Below are 14,018 nucleotides of genomic sequence, written 5' to 3' on the forward strand. Positions count from 1 at the left end.
AGGAGCTGGCTATATTAGGCCATACTCCTCGCCATACATTATTCGAAAGATACATCCGCGAAAGATTGAGAACCAGTAGGATGTGGTACGAATCCTTTGATCTTGCTTGCTCCAGCTAATTGCGGCTTAGAGTGAACAAGTGGTACCCATGGTGCATCTTCATGGATAATAACTTGTGCTTGTTTGTAAAGCTCTTCACGCTTTGCTTCATCAGCTGTCGTTTGAGCTTCAACTAAAAGCTTATGAACGTCTTCGTTCGCATAACGAGAGTAGTTGTTAGAATCGATCGTGTCTTTATCAAGAAGCGTATAAAGGAAGTTATCCGCATCTCCATTGTCACCAGTCCAACCTAACATGAACATTGGTGCTTCACCTTTTTGAACTTTCTCAAGGTAAGTACCCCACTCAAATGTAACGATGTTCGCTTTGATATTCACTTTTGCAAGTTTTGCTTGAATCGCTTCAGCTACTTTTTGGCCGTTCGGCATGTATGGACGTGCTACAGGCATTGCCCAAAGATCCATCTCAAAGCCTTTTTCTAAACCAGCTTTAGCTAAAAGTTCTTTTGCTTTTGCTTCGTCATACTCACGGTCTTGAATTTCATCGTTGTATCCAGCGATTGAAGGAGGCATTGGGTTTTTAGCCGGCTCAGCTGTTCCTTCGTAGAAGTTGTCGATGATCGCTTGCTTGTCGATCAAGTGGCTTATCGCCTGACGTACTTCTTTTTTATCAAACGGTGCTTTTTCAACGTTAAATCCTAGGTAACCAACGTTCATTGAAGGACGCTCGAACAACTGTAGCTTTCCGTTGTCAGAAACTTTTTTCATATCAGATGGATTAAGAGCATCCATTAAGTCGATCTCGCCCTTTGTTAGTGCATTCAAACGAGAAGAGTTGTCTTTGATTACTTTAAAAGTTACGCCATCAAGTTTCGGCATATCTTTTACCCAATAGTCTGCGTTCTTTTCAAGAACGATCGTATCGTTTGGCTTCCAGCTCTTGAATTTGAAAGGTCCAGTACCAACTGGCTCTTTGCTTAGCTTGTCGCCATCTAATGATTTAGGGCTCGCGATTGCGAACGGGCTCATAGCAACGTTCTTTAAGAATGGAGCTTGAGGTTTGCTCAATGTAATAACTACTTTGTAGTCTCCATCAGCTTTCACATCTTTAATTACGTGGCCTTCGTCACCTTCAAATCCACCAAACATAGATCCGTAGTATGCAAATTTCTCTCCGTCTTTACTTTGTGCCCAGCGGTCAAAGTTCTTTACAACTGCATCAGCGTTGAACTTCTCGCCATCATGGAACTTAACGCCTTCTTCAAGAGTGAACGTGTAAGTTAATCCATCTTCTGAGATATCCCACTCTTTTGCAAGACCAGGAACGATATCTGTGTTATCTTTTCCGTAGTTTACTAGCGGCTCATAAATTTGTTCTGTTACGATGAAAGATTCACCGTCTGTAACTACTGCCGGATCAAGTGCAACAGAGTCCCCGCCGCGTCCGTAGATCATTACATTGTTAGGATCGACTTTACCGTCGTCTCCACCCTTGCTGCTGTCTCCGCCTGATGATGAACACCCTGCCAACGCAAGAGATAAAGCTAGCATTAAAGCAAATAAAGTCCATAAACTTTTCTTCATCTTCTTTCCCCCAGTTCTCATTTTAGTAGTGCCTTTTTTTATATGTACGCGCTTGCCTTATTCGTATAAATGGCAAGCAGCGTAGTGGCCTTCAGCAACTTCTTTTAATACCGGTTTAACTGACCCGCAATGCTCCATCGCTGCAGGACACCGTGTATGAAACGGGCAGCCAGCAGGCGGATTTGATGGACTCGGAACATCCCCTTGCAGGATGACACGGTCCTTTCGATGCTCAACATCAGGAATTGGAACAGCTGACAGTAAAGCTTGTGTATATGGATGTTTTGGATCATCGTACAGCTTTTCACTATCAGCAAGCTCTACTATATGACCCAAATACATAACTCCCACTCGGTCACTGATATGGCGTACTACACCAAGATCATGTGCGATAAACAGATACGTAAGATCAAATTCTTTCTGCAGATCTTGTAAAAGGTTCAGCACTTGAGATTGTATGGAAACATCTAAAGCTGATACAGGTTCATCCGCGATAATAAGTTTCGGATTCACCGCAAGTGCACGTGCAATTCCGATACGCTGTCTTTGTCCCCCAGAAAACTGGTGAGGATATCGCTTCGCGTGCCAGCTTGAGAGTCCTACTACTTCAAGCAGTTCTTTTACTCGTCTTTTTCGTTCTGCTTTATCTTTTACACCATGAACGATTAAAGGCTCTTCTAAAATCTTCTCAACCGTATGACGCGGGTTAAGCGATGCGAATGGGTCCTGAAACACCATCTGCATCTCACGGCGTTTCTTCCTCATTTCACTTGTAGATAATTTCGTAATATCTTCGCCCTCGAAGTAGATCTTTCCTTCTGTAGGTTCTAAAAGTCTTAACAGCATCCGTCCAGTAGTGGACTTGCCGCATCCGCTTTCTCCTACAAGGCCAAGTGTCTCTCCTTTTTTTATGTGAAAAGAGATTCCATCTACCGCCTTTACTTCACCGACTGTTTTGCTCAATATTCCGCCTTTGATCGGAAAGTGCATCTTTAAATTTTCTACTTTAACTAATGGCTGTGTCTGACTCATGCAGGTTCACTCCTTTCCCATCCTCGTAAAGCCAGCATCTTACTTGATGACTGCCTTCTTGAGTATTCAGTTGAGGAGTTTCGGCAATACACCGTGTTCCGGCATGTTCACAACGCGGTGCAAAAGAACATCCTGTTGTAATCGAGCCTGGTTTCGGTACGTTTCCAGGTATGGAATATAATCTTCCTACCTTCTCTCTCATGTCTGGTACTGATTTAATCAATCCAACCGTGTATGGATGCTTCGGATTTTGGAAGATGGTTTTAACCGCTCCCTCTTCTACTACTTTTCCGGCATACATAACCACGACGCGTTCACACATTTCAGCAACAACCCCCAAATCATGAGTAATCATCATGATTGCGGTGTCAGTTTCTTTGTTTAATCGTTTCATCAGATCTAAAATTTGAGCTTGAATCGTAACATCCAGAGCGGTAGTAGGCTCGTCCGCTATTAGAAGTTTTGGGTCGCAGATCATGGCCATCGCAATCATGACACGCTGACGCATACCTCCTGATAACTGATGCGGATATTCTCTTACAAGCTCTTCTGCCCGTGGAAGCCCTACTAGCTTAAGCATTTCAATGGCTTTACCCATCGCTTCTTTTTTTGACCATTTTCTATGTATGCGCAGTGATTCAATAAGCTGGTCTCCGATTGTTATAACCGGATTCAGACTTGTCATCGGCTCCTGAAATATCATTCCAATCTCATTGCCTCTTATTTGCCGCATTCTTTTTTCTGGTGCAGAAGCAAGATTTTCACCTTTAAAGAGAATTTCTCCTTCGATCTTCCCAGGCGGGGTAGGTACTAGTCCCATTACAGATAGTGACGTAACACTTTTTCCACAGCCGGACTCCCCCACAATACCTAGTACTTCACCAGGATTGACGTGGAAATCGACACCGTCAACGGCTGGAATTGCTCCATCATCTGTAAGGAAAGAAGTTCTTAAGTTCTTAACTTCTAAAACAGGATTTCCCATGAGATCTCACTCCTTTCTCTAAGCTGTCAAATTTCCTAGAATATTACTTCTCTGTTGAGAATTATGACACTACTCTGACATTTTGACAATATTAAATTTTCAGAATGTTCGACAATTACATCTTCTGTTGTAGGTCTTATACATCACTTTCGCTCAAAGGATGTTTATGGGTGAAATGGTCATAGCCAATAAAAAAAGAGAGTTTTTCTCTTTTCGTTACACTTGTTTTTTGTTATTTTTACACATCCGCGCAGTTGAATGGGATTTACGCTCAGCTGAGCTTCATTTACGCGCACAAACCAACCCTTTACGCGCACATCATGGCGATTTTCACGCATCACCAAACAATATAGGCATTTTTCGATATCGAATGGAATTCTGCGCATGGCTGTAAGGCTAAATCTTAGGTGTAGTGCGAAATTTAGGATGTTTGCTTTAAGATTTTGCTATAATTTACGCTCTCAAGGATCATTTTTAAACAAATAAAAAAAGACCGGCATCTGCCGACCTTTTCTGCTTTATTTATACCAGTTGCTGTACCGTAAACAAATCGTAGTACGGTCCTTGTTTTTCCATCAATTCTTTATGTTTTCCGATCTCAACAATTCTGCCGTGATCGATAACGATAATGCGATCAGCGTGAGTAATAGTAGAAAGGCGATGCGCCACAATGAAAGTCGTCCGATCCTTTGCAAGTTTTTCTAAAGCTTCTTGAATCAGATGTTCACTTTCAAGATCCAATGCTGACGTCGCTTCGTCTAAAATTAGAATCGGCGGATTTTTTAAGAAGACACGTGATATCGCAACGCGCTGTTTCTGACCTCCAGAAAGCTTAACGCCACGCTCTCCAATTTTTGTGTCATAGCCTTCAGGCAGACTCATTATGAATTCATGTGCATTTGCCGCTTTGGCAGCTGCAATCATCTGTTCATCTGAGGCCTCTGGATTCCCCATAAGAATATTTGCTCGAACTGATTCACTAAAAAGAATATTATCTTGAAGTACCATACCTATATTATCTCTTAGCGTTCGAACCTGATAGTCGCGAATATCCGTTCCATCGAGCTTAATACTTCCTTCCGTAACATCATAAAAACGCGGAATCAAACTGATCAACGAAGACTTACCGCCTCCGCTCATGCCAACTAAAGCGATTGTTTCACCTGGCGTTACTGATAAGGAAACATTATGTAACACATCTGCTTCTTCCTCATTGTAGGTGAATGAAACATCTTCAAATTCTAACGCACCTTTTACCGACTTTAACGGTTTCGCATTTGGTGAGTCCTCAATATCATACGACTCATCTAAAAACTCGAACATCCTGTCCATAGAAGCGATCGATTGTGTAAGTGTCGTAGATGAGTTGACGAGCCGTCTAAGCGGATTGTACAACCTGTCCATATAGGCAACGAACGCAACCAGAGCCCCTATTGTAATATTTCCTTGTATTCCTTGGTACGCCGCAAATCCAATAACAAGCAGCGGAGCAATATCGGTTACAGTGTTTACAACAGAAAACGTTTTTGCGTTCCATTTCGTATGATCCATCGCCCGATTTAAAAAATTTCGGTTTCGCTTATCAAATTGAATCTGCTCATGATCTTCGAGTGCAAAACTTCGAATAACAGACATTCCTTGAACACGCTCATGCAGGTGACCTTGCACTTCAGCAAGTGCCTGGGAACGATCCTTTGTTAATTGACGAAGACGTGCATAGAAAAACTTTACTGAAAACGCATAGACCGGCAGCATGGATAATGCCACGATCGTCAGCCAAAAATCCATAGAAAACATGATTGCTACCGCGATAATTATGGTAGCCATATCCAGCCAAACATTCATAAGACCCGTAATGACAAATGTCTTTGTTTGCTCTACATCATGAATCACTCTTGAGATAATTTCACCAGATTTGTTATTAGAGTAAAAACGCAGGCTTAAGCGCTGAATGTGATCGAACATCTTGTCTCGAATGTCATATAAAACCTTTGTACCAACCCATTGCGCATAGTATTGTCTCCAATATTCAATAGGAGGCCGCATCACAACGAATATGAGTGCTGCTCCTCCCATCAGCCAGTACAGTTTGTTTAGCTTTTCATCCATGGGTATTGATACCTGGATGATATCATCTACCACGTATTTTAAAATAAGCGGTGTTAATAAAGGAATACCAAACTTAGCGAGCCCAATTAAGATGGTCCAGAAAATTTGCCATTTGTAAGGTTTTACAAAAATTAAATAACGTTTAATACTATCCATTTCATCACACCATTCTTTCCATCATAAAAAGAAAACTTGGCAAAGCGCCAAGTTAACCTTATTTAAAAAAAGGACAACCTGCTGACTCTTCAACAGGTTTTCCTTTTTATCGGAATTCTAAATATCTTTCATACCATTGTTCAACAAATCCTGGTTCAAATGGGCCCTTTTTTTGGGTAACCATCAAGATTAATTCTTGAAGATTTTTTTTAATAATTGTATCAAGCTGACTCGGATACCTCATCATTCTTTTGTGAAGTTCATACTCGTCCTCATCTAATAAGATATAAGTCCCATCTGGAAAAACTTTAATATCAAGATCATAATCAATATATTTTAATGCTTCCTTGTCCCACATAAATGGGGATCCCAAGTTACAGTAATAATAGATACCGTCTTCTCTAATCATACCGATCACATTAAACCATTGCTTCGCGTTAAAATAGCAAATTGCAGGTTCTCTCGTCCGCCACTGACGTCCGTCAGATTCAGTAACAAGGATCCGGTCGTTACCGCATATCACCTGACTAGGAGTACCTTTTAAAATAACAGTATCTTCCCAATTCCGATGTAGATAGCCGTTATGTTTGTAGCTTTGAATATTGATTATACTTCCGGTTGCAGGAAAACTCATCTCTCTCTCCTTTCTGCCCGAGTTCCGGAAGCTAATGTTACCTATTGAGTTGTTAAATCTCCTTTCTTTATAACCATTTGTCGGTAATTCACCAGCTTCATTCATAAACCTCGTTCTTCAATTTTTTTCACGTTTTTATTCCCGATCATTACTTTCTTTCAAAACACACGCTTTTTTTTCTCTTCTTTATTATATCGTTTTAAGAATAGTTTGGAAATGTACTTGTCCCTGTTTTTAAAAAAATAAGCGCCTTTTTTCAGATAATTCACTCGTCACTAGTATTCCCATAGGTTATGTATAGAAAACGTATGTAATAAAATGTGGATGAAAATGATGAAAAACCAAAAAATGCTCCCTAGTGACTAGGGAGCATTCCTGGATAGAGGTTATTTTTGTTGTTGGTTCTTACCTTGTTGAGACTGTTGGTTTTGCTGACGAACGTGTTGTGCGTCAGTTTCACTAGCATACTCAGTCCCGTAAGATTGACCAGCTTGTTGTTGAGCGTTTTGTTGCTTTTGACGAGCTTGTTGTTGCTGTTGTTGTTTTTGTTGTTGTTGTTTGTCCATGTTTTTCACCTCCACGAAATATAATTTACCCGGGCTAATCAAATTTTATAAGTGATTTTTTTATTATATATTTCCAGTATTAAAACCTATAAATATGGGGGATAAATGAATGATTACACTATTTTAAGGAGGGACAGCACGATGTATGTAGGAAGAGATATGACCGAACTAAGTATGACTGGCAAGAACGACTGGAAAGATGAAGAACTCGCGTATTTCCACCACTCCTTGCAGCAGATGGCTCCTTATTTAAACGAGGAAGGAACAAGCATGCACAGAGAGATCATCAAGGAAATAGAAGCTCGCGGGGGATTGAAGCGTAACGAAGCTGATTGGACGCATGGTACTGAGGTTAAGTACGACTGATCTTATATACTGAGAGCGCCAGGTTATTGTTGTTGTGTTGTCGTTCATAAATCTTGGGAATCGCTCGTAAACCTTGGGAATCGCTCGTAAACCTTGGGAATCGCTCGTAAACCTTGGGAATCGCTCGTAAACCTTGGGAATCGCTCGTAAACCTTGGGAATCGCTCGTAAACCTTGGGAATCGCTCGTAAACCTTGGGAATCGCTCGTAAACCTTGGGAATCGCTCGTAAACCTTGGGAATCGCTCGTCCAGCGTGCATGAATATGCCGCTGGACGAGCACAAAACTTCCCGAGCGAGCATAAAAGCAAGCCCCAGCGCATCGCTGGGGCTTGCTTTCTTTCATATCCATTAAAAATTGCTATATGACTGGCCGCCATCCACGTTCAACGTGCTCCCAACGACCCAGGATGCCTTCTTAGATGCCAAGAAAACAACTACATTGGCCACTTCTTCCACTGTTCCAAATCGTCCAGCGGAAATATGCTCTTCCACAAACGAATTGATCTTGTATGGATCTTGTTCCAATCTTTTTTTCCAGTTTCCTGTTTCATGCAAAATAGATCCTGGAGCTACGCCATTCACACGTATGCCCTTCTTAATCATCTCGTCACCAAAAGATTTCGTAAAGGAAATCATTGCGGCCTTACTCGCATTGTAAGTAGGTTTGCCGCCAGACTCCCGTCCAAAAATAGACGAAATGTTAATAATAGCTCCACCGTCTGAATTCCCGCTCATTATCGCTGCAGCTTTCTTGCTCAAATCTACAGCCGATAAAAAATTCAAGTGCATAGCTTCTTCAAACTGTTCCATGCTCGTTTCCATAACTGAAGATCCGTTGCTTCCGCCTGCATTATTAACTAAAATGTCGATCGTGCCAAACTTACCTAAAAACTCATTCATCACTCGCTCACGATCCCCAGCGTTCGTTACGTCACCTTGAAAAATCTCAATACCCTCTTTTTGCGCCGCTTCCAAATCTGCCAAGTTACGCCCAACGATCCCTACTTTTGCTCCTTCACTCAAAAAAGCATAAGCAATTCCTTGACCGATTCCTTTTGAACCGCCTGTAACTAGTACCGTTTTTCCTTCAAGTTCTAAATTCATACAATTAACGCCTCCTTTATGAGCCGAATAATTTTTTGGTGAGAGACAGGGAACGGGTACGCATCCAGCTCGTCCACACTGACCCATTTCCAATCAGCAGGCAGAGTTCTGTCTTCTTCCCTACACTTAACCTTCCCTTGCCAAATTTGAATTTCCCACTTCAGATGTGAAAAAACATGCTCAATGTAGCCTGCTTTTTCTTCTGCTGTCACTTCATAATTTAACTGTTCTTCCACATAGCTTTCCAAAGCAGAAATCTCTGCTTGTTTGTTTTCACCAACATACTCTGTATTCGGAAATTCCCACATGTTGGCGAGAAGCCCTTCAGCCGGTCTCTTATGAATCAACAAACGGCCGTCGTCATTCACCAACACCCCAGCTATCATCTTCGCTTTTCTTACTTTTGTTTTTCCTAGCTTAACCGGAAGTTCTCTTTGTCTTCCGCTCTCGAAGCCTCGGCACAATTCTCTCATCGGACACAGCAAACATGCTGGAGATTTTGGAGTACAAATTATAGCGCCAAGCTCCATTAAACCTTGGTTAAAAGAAGAAGGATCTTCGTGTGATATCAACTCTCTCACTGCTTTTTCGAAAGTCACACGGGTTTTTGGTTTGCTGATATCTTCTTCAATGAGCAAAATTCGTGATAAAACACGCATAACATTTCCGTCAACAGCAGGTTCTGGTACACCATACGCTATGCTTAAAACCGCTCCTGCTGTATAAGGGCCGACTCCCTTTAATCCGGCGATTTCTTTAGGTGTATTCGGTACTTTTCCACCATAACTTTCGCATACTTCTTTTACGGCGGTTTGTAAGTTTCGAACTCGGGAATAATAACCTAGACCCTCCCACGCTTTCAAAACTTTTTCTTCGTCTGCATAAGCAAGGTCTTGAAGGGTTGGGAACAATTCAGTGAATCGCTCGAAGTAAGGAATTACCGTATCTACTCTTGTTTGCTGCAGCATGATCTCCGAAACCCAGACACGGTACGGATCCTGATTTTCTCTCCAAGGCAAAGATCTCTTGTTATCGTTGTACCATGTTAATAAATGATCTTGAAATTGTTTCACATATGAAGCATCGAGGGAAAATAAACTATTACTTGTTGTGTTCAATTTATAAATCTTCCTTTGTGTTCAGCTTTTCAAACGCCCAGCAATGGATTTTCTCTACTCCACCTGTCACACATTCGTTTAGTTTTGAAAAAACAGGATGCTCTAGGGCCGTTCGATTTTTCTTAATGGTATCATACGTGGTTCGATTCTTGACTTGGAAACATTCAACATACAGTGAAGGCTGGTCTGCCGCCCTATACCACTGAATATTTGATGCACCGCACACCTTAAGCTCTTTTATCACAAAAGGCATTTGTGTCTCATAAAATTGAATGGAATCCGGACTTACTTTATACTCCATAAAAACAGTTAACATTCTATTTCACTCCATTCCTACATAGGAGGTGATCGCCTTGGATACAGGCACACATATTGTGATGGGGCTGGGATTAGGCGGATTGGCAATGCTCGACCCTGCAATTGCAAATGATCCAGCGACATCCCAAGCCATTCTTGCCGGGACACTAATCGGCTCTCAAGCTCCAGACTTTGACACGGTATTAAAATTAAAAAATAATGCGGTTTATATCCGCAACCATAGAGGTCTTACACACTCACTGCCTGCGCTCGTTATCTGGCCTCTTCTGCTGTTTAGCGGAATCTCTTTATTTGTCCCAGAAGCAGATAACGGAAAGCTTTTATTATGGACAGCAATTGCTGTTTTCCTGCATGTGTTTGTCGATATATTCAATGCTTACGGCACTCAAGCGTTGTATCCTGTTTCAAAGAAATGGATTGCTCTCGGTGTGATCAGCATCTTTGATCCCTTTATCTTCTTCCTGCATATAGCCGGGCTGCTGCTCTGGTATATTGGAGTTAATCCTGGCTACACGTTTCTTACCGTTTACGTGATACTCGTTTTTTACTACATCATACGAATCATTGCCCGACAGCGCGTAAACACGATCGTTCTTAAAAAAATTCCAGAAGCAGAAGAAATTTACGCCAGTCCGACCATTCGATGGGGACAATATCATCTGGCCATCAAATCCAAGCACGAATTTTTTGTAGCTGGTCTAAAAAACGGAAAAATTACCGTTTGGGATACATTTGACCGTCTGCCCGTTCCAAAATCAAAACTGATTGACGCGGCTAAAAAAGATAAAAACATATCTGCCTTTCTTTCCTTTTCTCCAGTACACAGATGGGAAGTCGAAAAGAACGATCATGGTCATTTGGTTCAGTTTATAGACTTACGATATAGAAGCAAAGGTCATTATCCTTTTGTCGCAATGGTTCAACTGGATGAGAACCTAAACATCATTACTTCTTTTACAGGTTGGGTGTATTCTGAGGACCGCCTAAAAAAGAAGATGGAGTTTTCTCCGCTCGACCTAATTAACAACAACGAATAAGGAAAGAGACGGGCTTAATGAATAGGCCCGTCTTTTTTAATGAATCGCTGAAATTTTGGATTGCTGGAAAAATACTCATGCAGTTTATGTCCATAGGAAGTAATAAGCTGTGTTACCATTTTCTCGGTTACCTCTTGCCCTTCATACTCCCATCCCGCTTTTGCACGTGTGGACTCAAAATCTTCCCATAAACCTTCCACCCATTCCCTTGCTTCCTGATAACTAAGGGTAGGGTTCATTTTTTGCAGTTGTTTAGCCAATCTGTCAAAACGCTCTTCCATTATTCTCCCTCCTTATCCAATTTTTAAAGAAAGTCCCGTCACATAAAGGGTTCTGTCACGTTTCATACTAGTTGAGAACCGATATAAAGGAGGTAATACACATGCGAAACAAATCGAAAAACTTCCCTAATCGGATCTCCTTCTCAGGTGAGCCGAGATCAAAAGAAGAGTTCTCTTCTAAACGGCCAGATGGATCCATTCGTGACCATCCACAGGAGCGAATGTTTTTATCCAATCAACACCGAGATGATCAGTAACTCTTGCGGTTATGAATTTCATTCTGGGGGGTGAATCAGTTGAACAAGAAAGATTACTTCTCATCAACGCGATTTAACGGTAAGTATTCTGACCCCTTTCACTCACCGCGTGCCAACTCGAAGCATGCGTATAATCAAGTGAACGGGGAGACCCAGCAAGCATTAAATAACTATGTGCTTGAAATTCAAACACGTAAGCGTTCATAGTGACGAATAAAGAAGCGGTCTTGATATCGCTTCTTTATTTATGTTTTTTAGTAAACTGATGTTGTGGCCTTTAATTTACAAATACACCTACACAGACTGTTGAAAGCAAGCATCCTGTAACAGAAATCAGGATTCCTCTTTGCAAGTTGATTGGAGCGTAAGGATGCGAGACTCCTGCGGGACAAGCGGTCAGGTGAGACCCTTAACGGCGCAAAGCGGCAAGGGGCTCACCGTCTGCCCCGCGGAAAGCGTGCATCCTGGAGCGGAAATCAACTGCTTTCTAAAGCAATATGGCACATTTAAGCCTCAAGTACCGAAATTGGCAATGCTTCAAGTATACTCTGTTTATTTTTGTAGCCCCAGGCAAAAATACCATTAAGATACAATACAGAAAAGGTTGAGCCAGGGTCTCCCTGAATGCTGTATTCTTTTCCGCTTTCGATTGATGAAGGATCCATCAGATAGCATTTTGCCATCGCGATCTTTCGTTCATGAACAGCGTACTCACTTACCATGCCCATTTGTTCTGCTTTTTGTGCTTTTGCACGAAGCGAAGCAATCTCGGCTTTAATTTCAGCTTCTGTCATCTCACTGAACCTTTTTTCCATTTGAATACTTCCTTTCTTTTCTGTACCCTATAAATGCTTGAGATTTAACTACATAGGAGTGATAATTTTGAACAAAACTGTAATTATAACGGGCGGCGGTTCAGGTCTCGGTCTTGCTTTAGCCCATCAATATTATAAAGATTTCAACGTGTGCCTGATTGGCCGCACAGAAGCAAAATTAAAACAAGCTGTACAGACCTTTTCAACTAGCAGCGAAAATACCGTATCGTATAAAGTCTGTGATGTAACACATTATGAACAGGTGCAATCGGTGCTTGGGTCCATTTTTCACAATGAAGACGTCTACTTATTAATCAACAACGCTGGTACGGGTATTTTTCAGCCTTTTAACGAATTATCTGAAAGCGACATCCGTCAAATGATGGAGACCAACGTGTATGGTTCGATTTATCCAACAAAGGCGGCTTTTCCCCTTTTCAAAAAGCAGGGATATGGCAAGGTAATGAACATTATCTCTACAGCTGGTTTACGCGGTAAAGTAAACGAATCTGTTTATTGTGCGTCTAAGTTTGCTGTTAGAGGATTTACGGAGAGCCTTGTTAAAGAATGGGATGGCACTGGCATTTATCCAACCGCTGTCTATATGGGAGGAATGGATACTCCGTTTTGGGACGGTTCCGATCATATCAGTGACCGATCACGTTTAAAATCCCCTGAAAAAATTGCAGAACTAATTATTGAACAAGACGACAATCGAAGTGAGATCTTTATAGATCGTTAAGCTCGTCCCCGCTTAGCAGCTCAGAAATAACATCAGAATCGAAGCCCTTGCTGTATAAAAAACGCTTCATGCGAGACTCGTACTCATATCCGCTATACTTTTTATATTTAAGATGAGCTTTTCGAGCATGAGTGAGCAAGGCTTCTTTTTCATCTTCAGCAGATTGACTGATCTTAGCTTCTTGAAACGCCATTTCGATCACTTCCCACATGAATCCTTTTTGCTGAAGCTGCTGAGCAATTCTTTGTTTCTGTTCCTTTTCAGAACGCTTAGCTCTGCTTGAAAATTGTTTTTGAATAAACTTTATACTCGCATCAAGCTGTTCATCAAAACTGAACTGATTCAGCGCCTCTTCTGTATGACTTTCACTGATTCCTTTTTTCTTAAGCTCTTGCCGAATCATACCCGGCCCTTTAAATGATGTATTCATGCGGCTTTTAACAAGAGCATTCGCAAAGGTCTTATCGTTTACAAAATCGTATTCAGACAGTTTCTGCAGGACCCTCTTAATCGTCGGCTGCGGTACTTCTTTCTTTTCTAAAAATTCTTCAATCTCATGAGCGGTCCTCATTCGGAAAGATAAATAATGCAAAGCTTTGTTAAAGGCTTTTCGATATTGATCTTCCTCAATGATCTCTTCCCATTCTTTTTCATCGATCTGCATCCCTTTTTGCAGCTGAAACTTTATTAGTACATCAGCGTCTACGCTAAATGCAAACTCTTCCTTAGTTCCTTTTTGTACAAAAATATTAAATCGTTCATCGTTTTTTTGCTGAGCAGAAATCCTTGTTATGACAACCATCTACCCACCTTCTTTCACACTCTAGTTTAACATAATTGCTTGTACAGTTTGA

General features: G+C 41.4%; 18 protein-coding genes. 6 read left to right on the forward strand and 12 right to left on the reverse strand.

Annotated elements, in window-relative coordinates; all coding sequences use genetic code 11:
* Nucleotides 1-38: 38 nt before the first annotated feature.
* The 6 genes from QUF49_RS18200 to QUF49_RS18225 form a co-directional block, all read right to left on the reverse strand.
* The gene (locus QUF49_RS18200) at nucleotides 39-1,643 is read right to left on the reverse strand and encodes an ABC transporter substrate-binding protein (protein ID WP_289497088.1); all 1,605 of its coding nucleotides are present in this window, start codon (nucleotides 1,641-1,643) and stop codon (nucleotides 39-41) included.
* A gap of 57 nt (nucleotides 1,644-1,700) precedes the next feature.
* Complete coding sequence (locus tag QUF49_RS18205) at nucleotides 1,701-2,675, reverse strand: ABC transporter ATP-binding protein (RefSeq protein ID WP_289497089.1); 975 nt, start codon at nucleotides 2,673-2,675, stop codon at nucleotides 1,701-1,703.
* Nucleotides 2,650-3,660, reverse strand: coding sequence for an ABC transporter ATP-binding protein (locus QUF49_RS18210; RefSeq protein WP_289497090.1), 1,011 nt, complete (start codon nucleotides 3,658-3,660; stop codon nucleotides 2,650-2,652). The genes QUF49_RS18205 and QUF49_RS18210 overlap by 26 nt, the downstream gene beginning before the upstream one ends.
* 522 nt (nucleotides 3,661-4,182) lie before the next feature.
* The gene (locus tag QUF49_RS18215) at nucleotides 4,183-5,925 is read right to left on the reverse strand and encodes an ABC transporter ATP-binding protein (protein WP_289497091.1); all 1,743 of its coding nucleotides are present in this window, start codon (nucleotides 5,923-5,925) and stop codon (nucleotides 4,183-4,185) included.
* A gap of 106 nt (nucleotides 5,926-6,031) precedes the next feature.
* The gene (ntdP, locus tag QUF49_RS18220; protein ID WP_066242704.1) at nucleotides 6,032-6,559 is read right to left on the reverse strand and encodes a nucleoside tri-diphosphate phosphatase; all 528 of its coding nucleotides are present in this window, start codon (nucleotides 6,557-6,559) and stop codon (nucleotides 6,032-6,034) included.
* A 386-nt stretch (nucleotides 6,560-6,945) separates the two neighbouring features.
* Nucleotides 6,946-7,125, reverse strand: a complete 180-nt coding sequence (locus QUF49_RS18225) for a gamma-type small acid-soluble spore protein (RefSeq protein WP_289497093.1) — start codon at nucleotides 7,123-7,125, stop codon at nucleotides 6,946-6,948.
* A gap of 141 nt (nucleotides 7,126-7,266) precedes the next feature.
* On the opposite strand from QUF49_RS18225, the gene QUF49_RS18230 reads away from it, so the two are divergent.
* Entirely contained in the window at nucleotides 7,267-7,491 is a 225-nt protein-coding gene (locus QUF49_RS18230) for a hypothetical protein (protein WP_289497094.1), read from the forward strand.
* A 349-nt stretch (nucleotides 7,492-7,840) separates the two neighbouring features.
* On the opposite strand, the gene QUF49_RS18235 is transcribed toward QUF49_RS18230, so the two are convergent.
* Genes QUF49_RS18235 through QUF49_RS18245 form a run of 3 tightly spaced genes read right to left on the reverse strand, consistent with a single transcriptional unit; the run spans nucleotide 7,841 to nucleotide 10,030 of the window.
* The gene (locus tag QUF49_RS18235) at nucleotides 7,841-8,596 is read right to left on the reverse strand and encodes an SDR family NAD(P)-dependent oxidoreductase (protein ID WP_289497095.1); all 756 of its coding nucleotides are present in this window, start codon (nucleotides 8,594-8,596) and stop codon (nucleotides 7,841-7,843) included.
* Nucleotides 8,593-9,714, reverse strand: coding sequence for an A/G-specific adenine glycosylase (gene mutY / locus QUF49_RS18240; RefSeq protein WP_289497097.1), 1,122 nt, complete (start codon nucleotides 9,712-9,714; stop codon nucleotides 8,593-8,595). Before mutY ends, QUF49_RS18235 begins: the two co-directional genes overlap by 4 nt.
* Nucleotide 9,715: 1 nt before the next feature.
* Nucleotides 9,716-10,030, reverse strand: coding sequence for a hypothetical protein (locus QUF49_RS18245; RefSeq protein ID WP_289497098.1), 315 nt, complete (start codon nucleotides 10,028-10,030; stop codon nucleotides 9,716-9,718).
* Between the two features lie 37 nt (nucleotides 10,031-10,067).
* Here QUF49_RS18245 and QUF49_RS18250 point away from each other — a divergent pair, with 37 nt between their 5' ends.
* Nucleotides 10,068-11,069 (forward strand): metal-dependent hydrolase, encoded by a 1,002-nt coding sequence (locus QUF49_RS18250; protein ID WP_289497099.1) that lies wholly within the window; start codon nucleotides 10,068-10,070, stop codon nucleotides 11,067-11,069.
* A 14-nt stretch (nucleotides 11,070-11,083) separates the two neighbouring features.
* On the opposite strand, the gene QUF49_RS18255 is transcribed toward QUF49_RS18250, so the two are convergent.
* On the reverse strand, nucleotides 11,084-11,350 hold the full coding sequence (locus QUF49_RS18255; RefSeq protein ID WP_289497100.1) for a YfhJ family protein: 267 nt from the start codon (nucleotides 11,348-11,350) through the stop codon (nucleotides 11,084-11,086).
* Nucleotides 11,351-11,451: 101 nt separating this feature from the next.
* On the opposite strand from QUF49_RS18255, the gene sspK reads away from it, so the two are divergent.
* The 3 genes from sspK to QUF49_RS18270 all read left to right on the forward strand — a co-directional run bounded on the left by sspK (nucleotide 11,452) and on the right by QUF49_RS18270 (nucleotide 12,117).
* A complete protein-coding gene (gene sspK, locus QUF49_RS18260; RefSeq protein ID WP_066242730.1) occupies nucleotides 11,452-11,607 on the forward strand; it encodes a small, acid-soluble spore protein K in 156 nt (51 codons plus the stop codon).
* A 39-nt stretch (nucleotides 11,608-11,646) separates the two neighbouring features.
* Nucleotides 11,647-11,814: a YpzG family protein gene (locus tag QUF49_RS18265; RefSeq protein ID WP_077364736.1), complete on the forward strand. Its 168-nt coding sequence runs from the start codon at nucleotides 11,647-11,649 to the stop codon at nucleotides 11,812-11,814.
* Nucleotides 11,815-11,964: 150 nt separating this feature from the next.
* Nucleotides 11,965-12,117 (forward strand): hypothetical protein, encoded by a 153-nt coding sequence (locus QUF49_RS18270; protein ID WP_289497101.1) that lies wholly within the window; start codon nucleotides 11,965-11,967, stop codon nucleotides 12,115-12,117.
* On the opposite strand, the gene QUF49_RS18275 is transcribed toward QUF49_RS18270, so the two are convergent.
* Entirely contained in the window at nucleotides 12,114-12,422 is a 309-nt protein-coding gene (locus QUF49_RS18275; protein ID WP_289497102.1) for a YfhH family protein, read from the reverse strand. The two genes, QUF49_RS18270 and QUF49_RS18275, sit on opposite strands and share 4 nt — an antisense overlap.
* A gap of 58 nt (nucleotides 12,423-12,480) precedes the next feature.
* Between QUF49_RS18275 and QUF49_RS18280 the strand changes: the two genes are divergently transcribed.
* The gene (locus tag QUF49_RS18280; RefSeq protein WP_353958319.1) at nucleotides 12,481-13,164 is read left to right on the forward strand and encodes an SDR family NAD(P)-dependent oxidoreductase; all 684 of its coding nucleotides are present in this window, start codon (nucleotides 12,481-12,483) and stop codon (nucleotides 13,162-13,164) included.
* On the opposite strand, the gene recX is transcribed toward QUF49_RS18280, so the two are convergent.
* A complete protein-coding gene (recX, locus tag QUF49_RS18285) occupies nucleotides 13,151-13,966 on the reverse strand; it encodes a recombination regulator RecX (RefSeq protein WP_289497104.1) in 816 nt (271 codons plus the stop codon). The two genes, QUF49_RS18280 and recX, sit on opposite strands and share 14 nt — an antisense overlap.
* Nucleotides 13,967-14,018: the final 52 nt, after the last annotated feature.

Origin of the sequence: Fictibacillus sp. b24 (assembly GCF_030348825.1) — a bacterium.
Lineage (GTDB): Bacteria > Bacillota > Bacilli > Bacillales > Fictibacillaceae > Fictibacillus.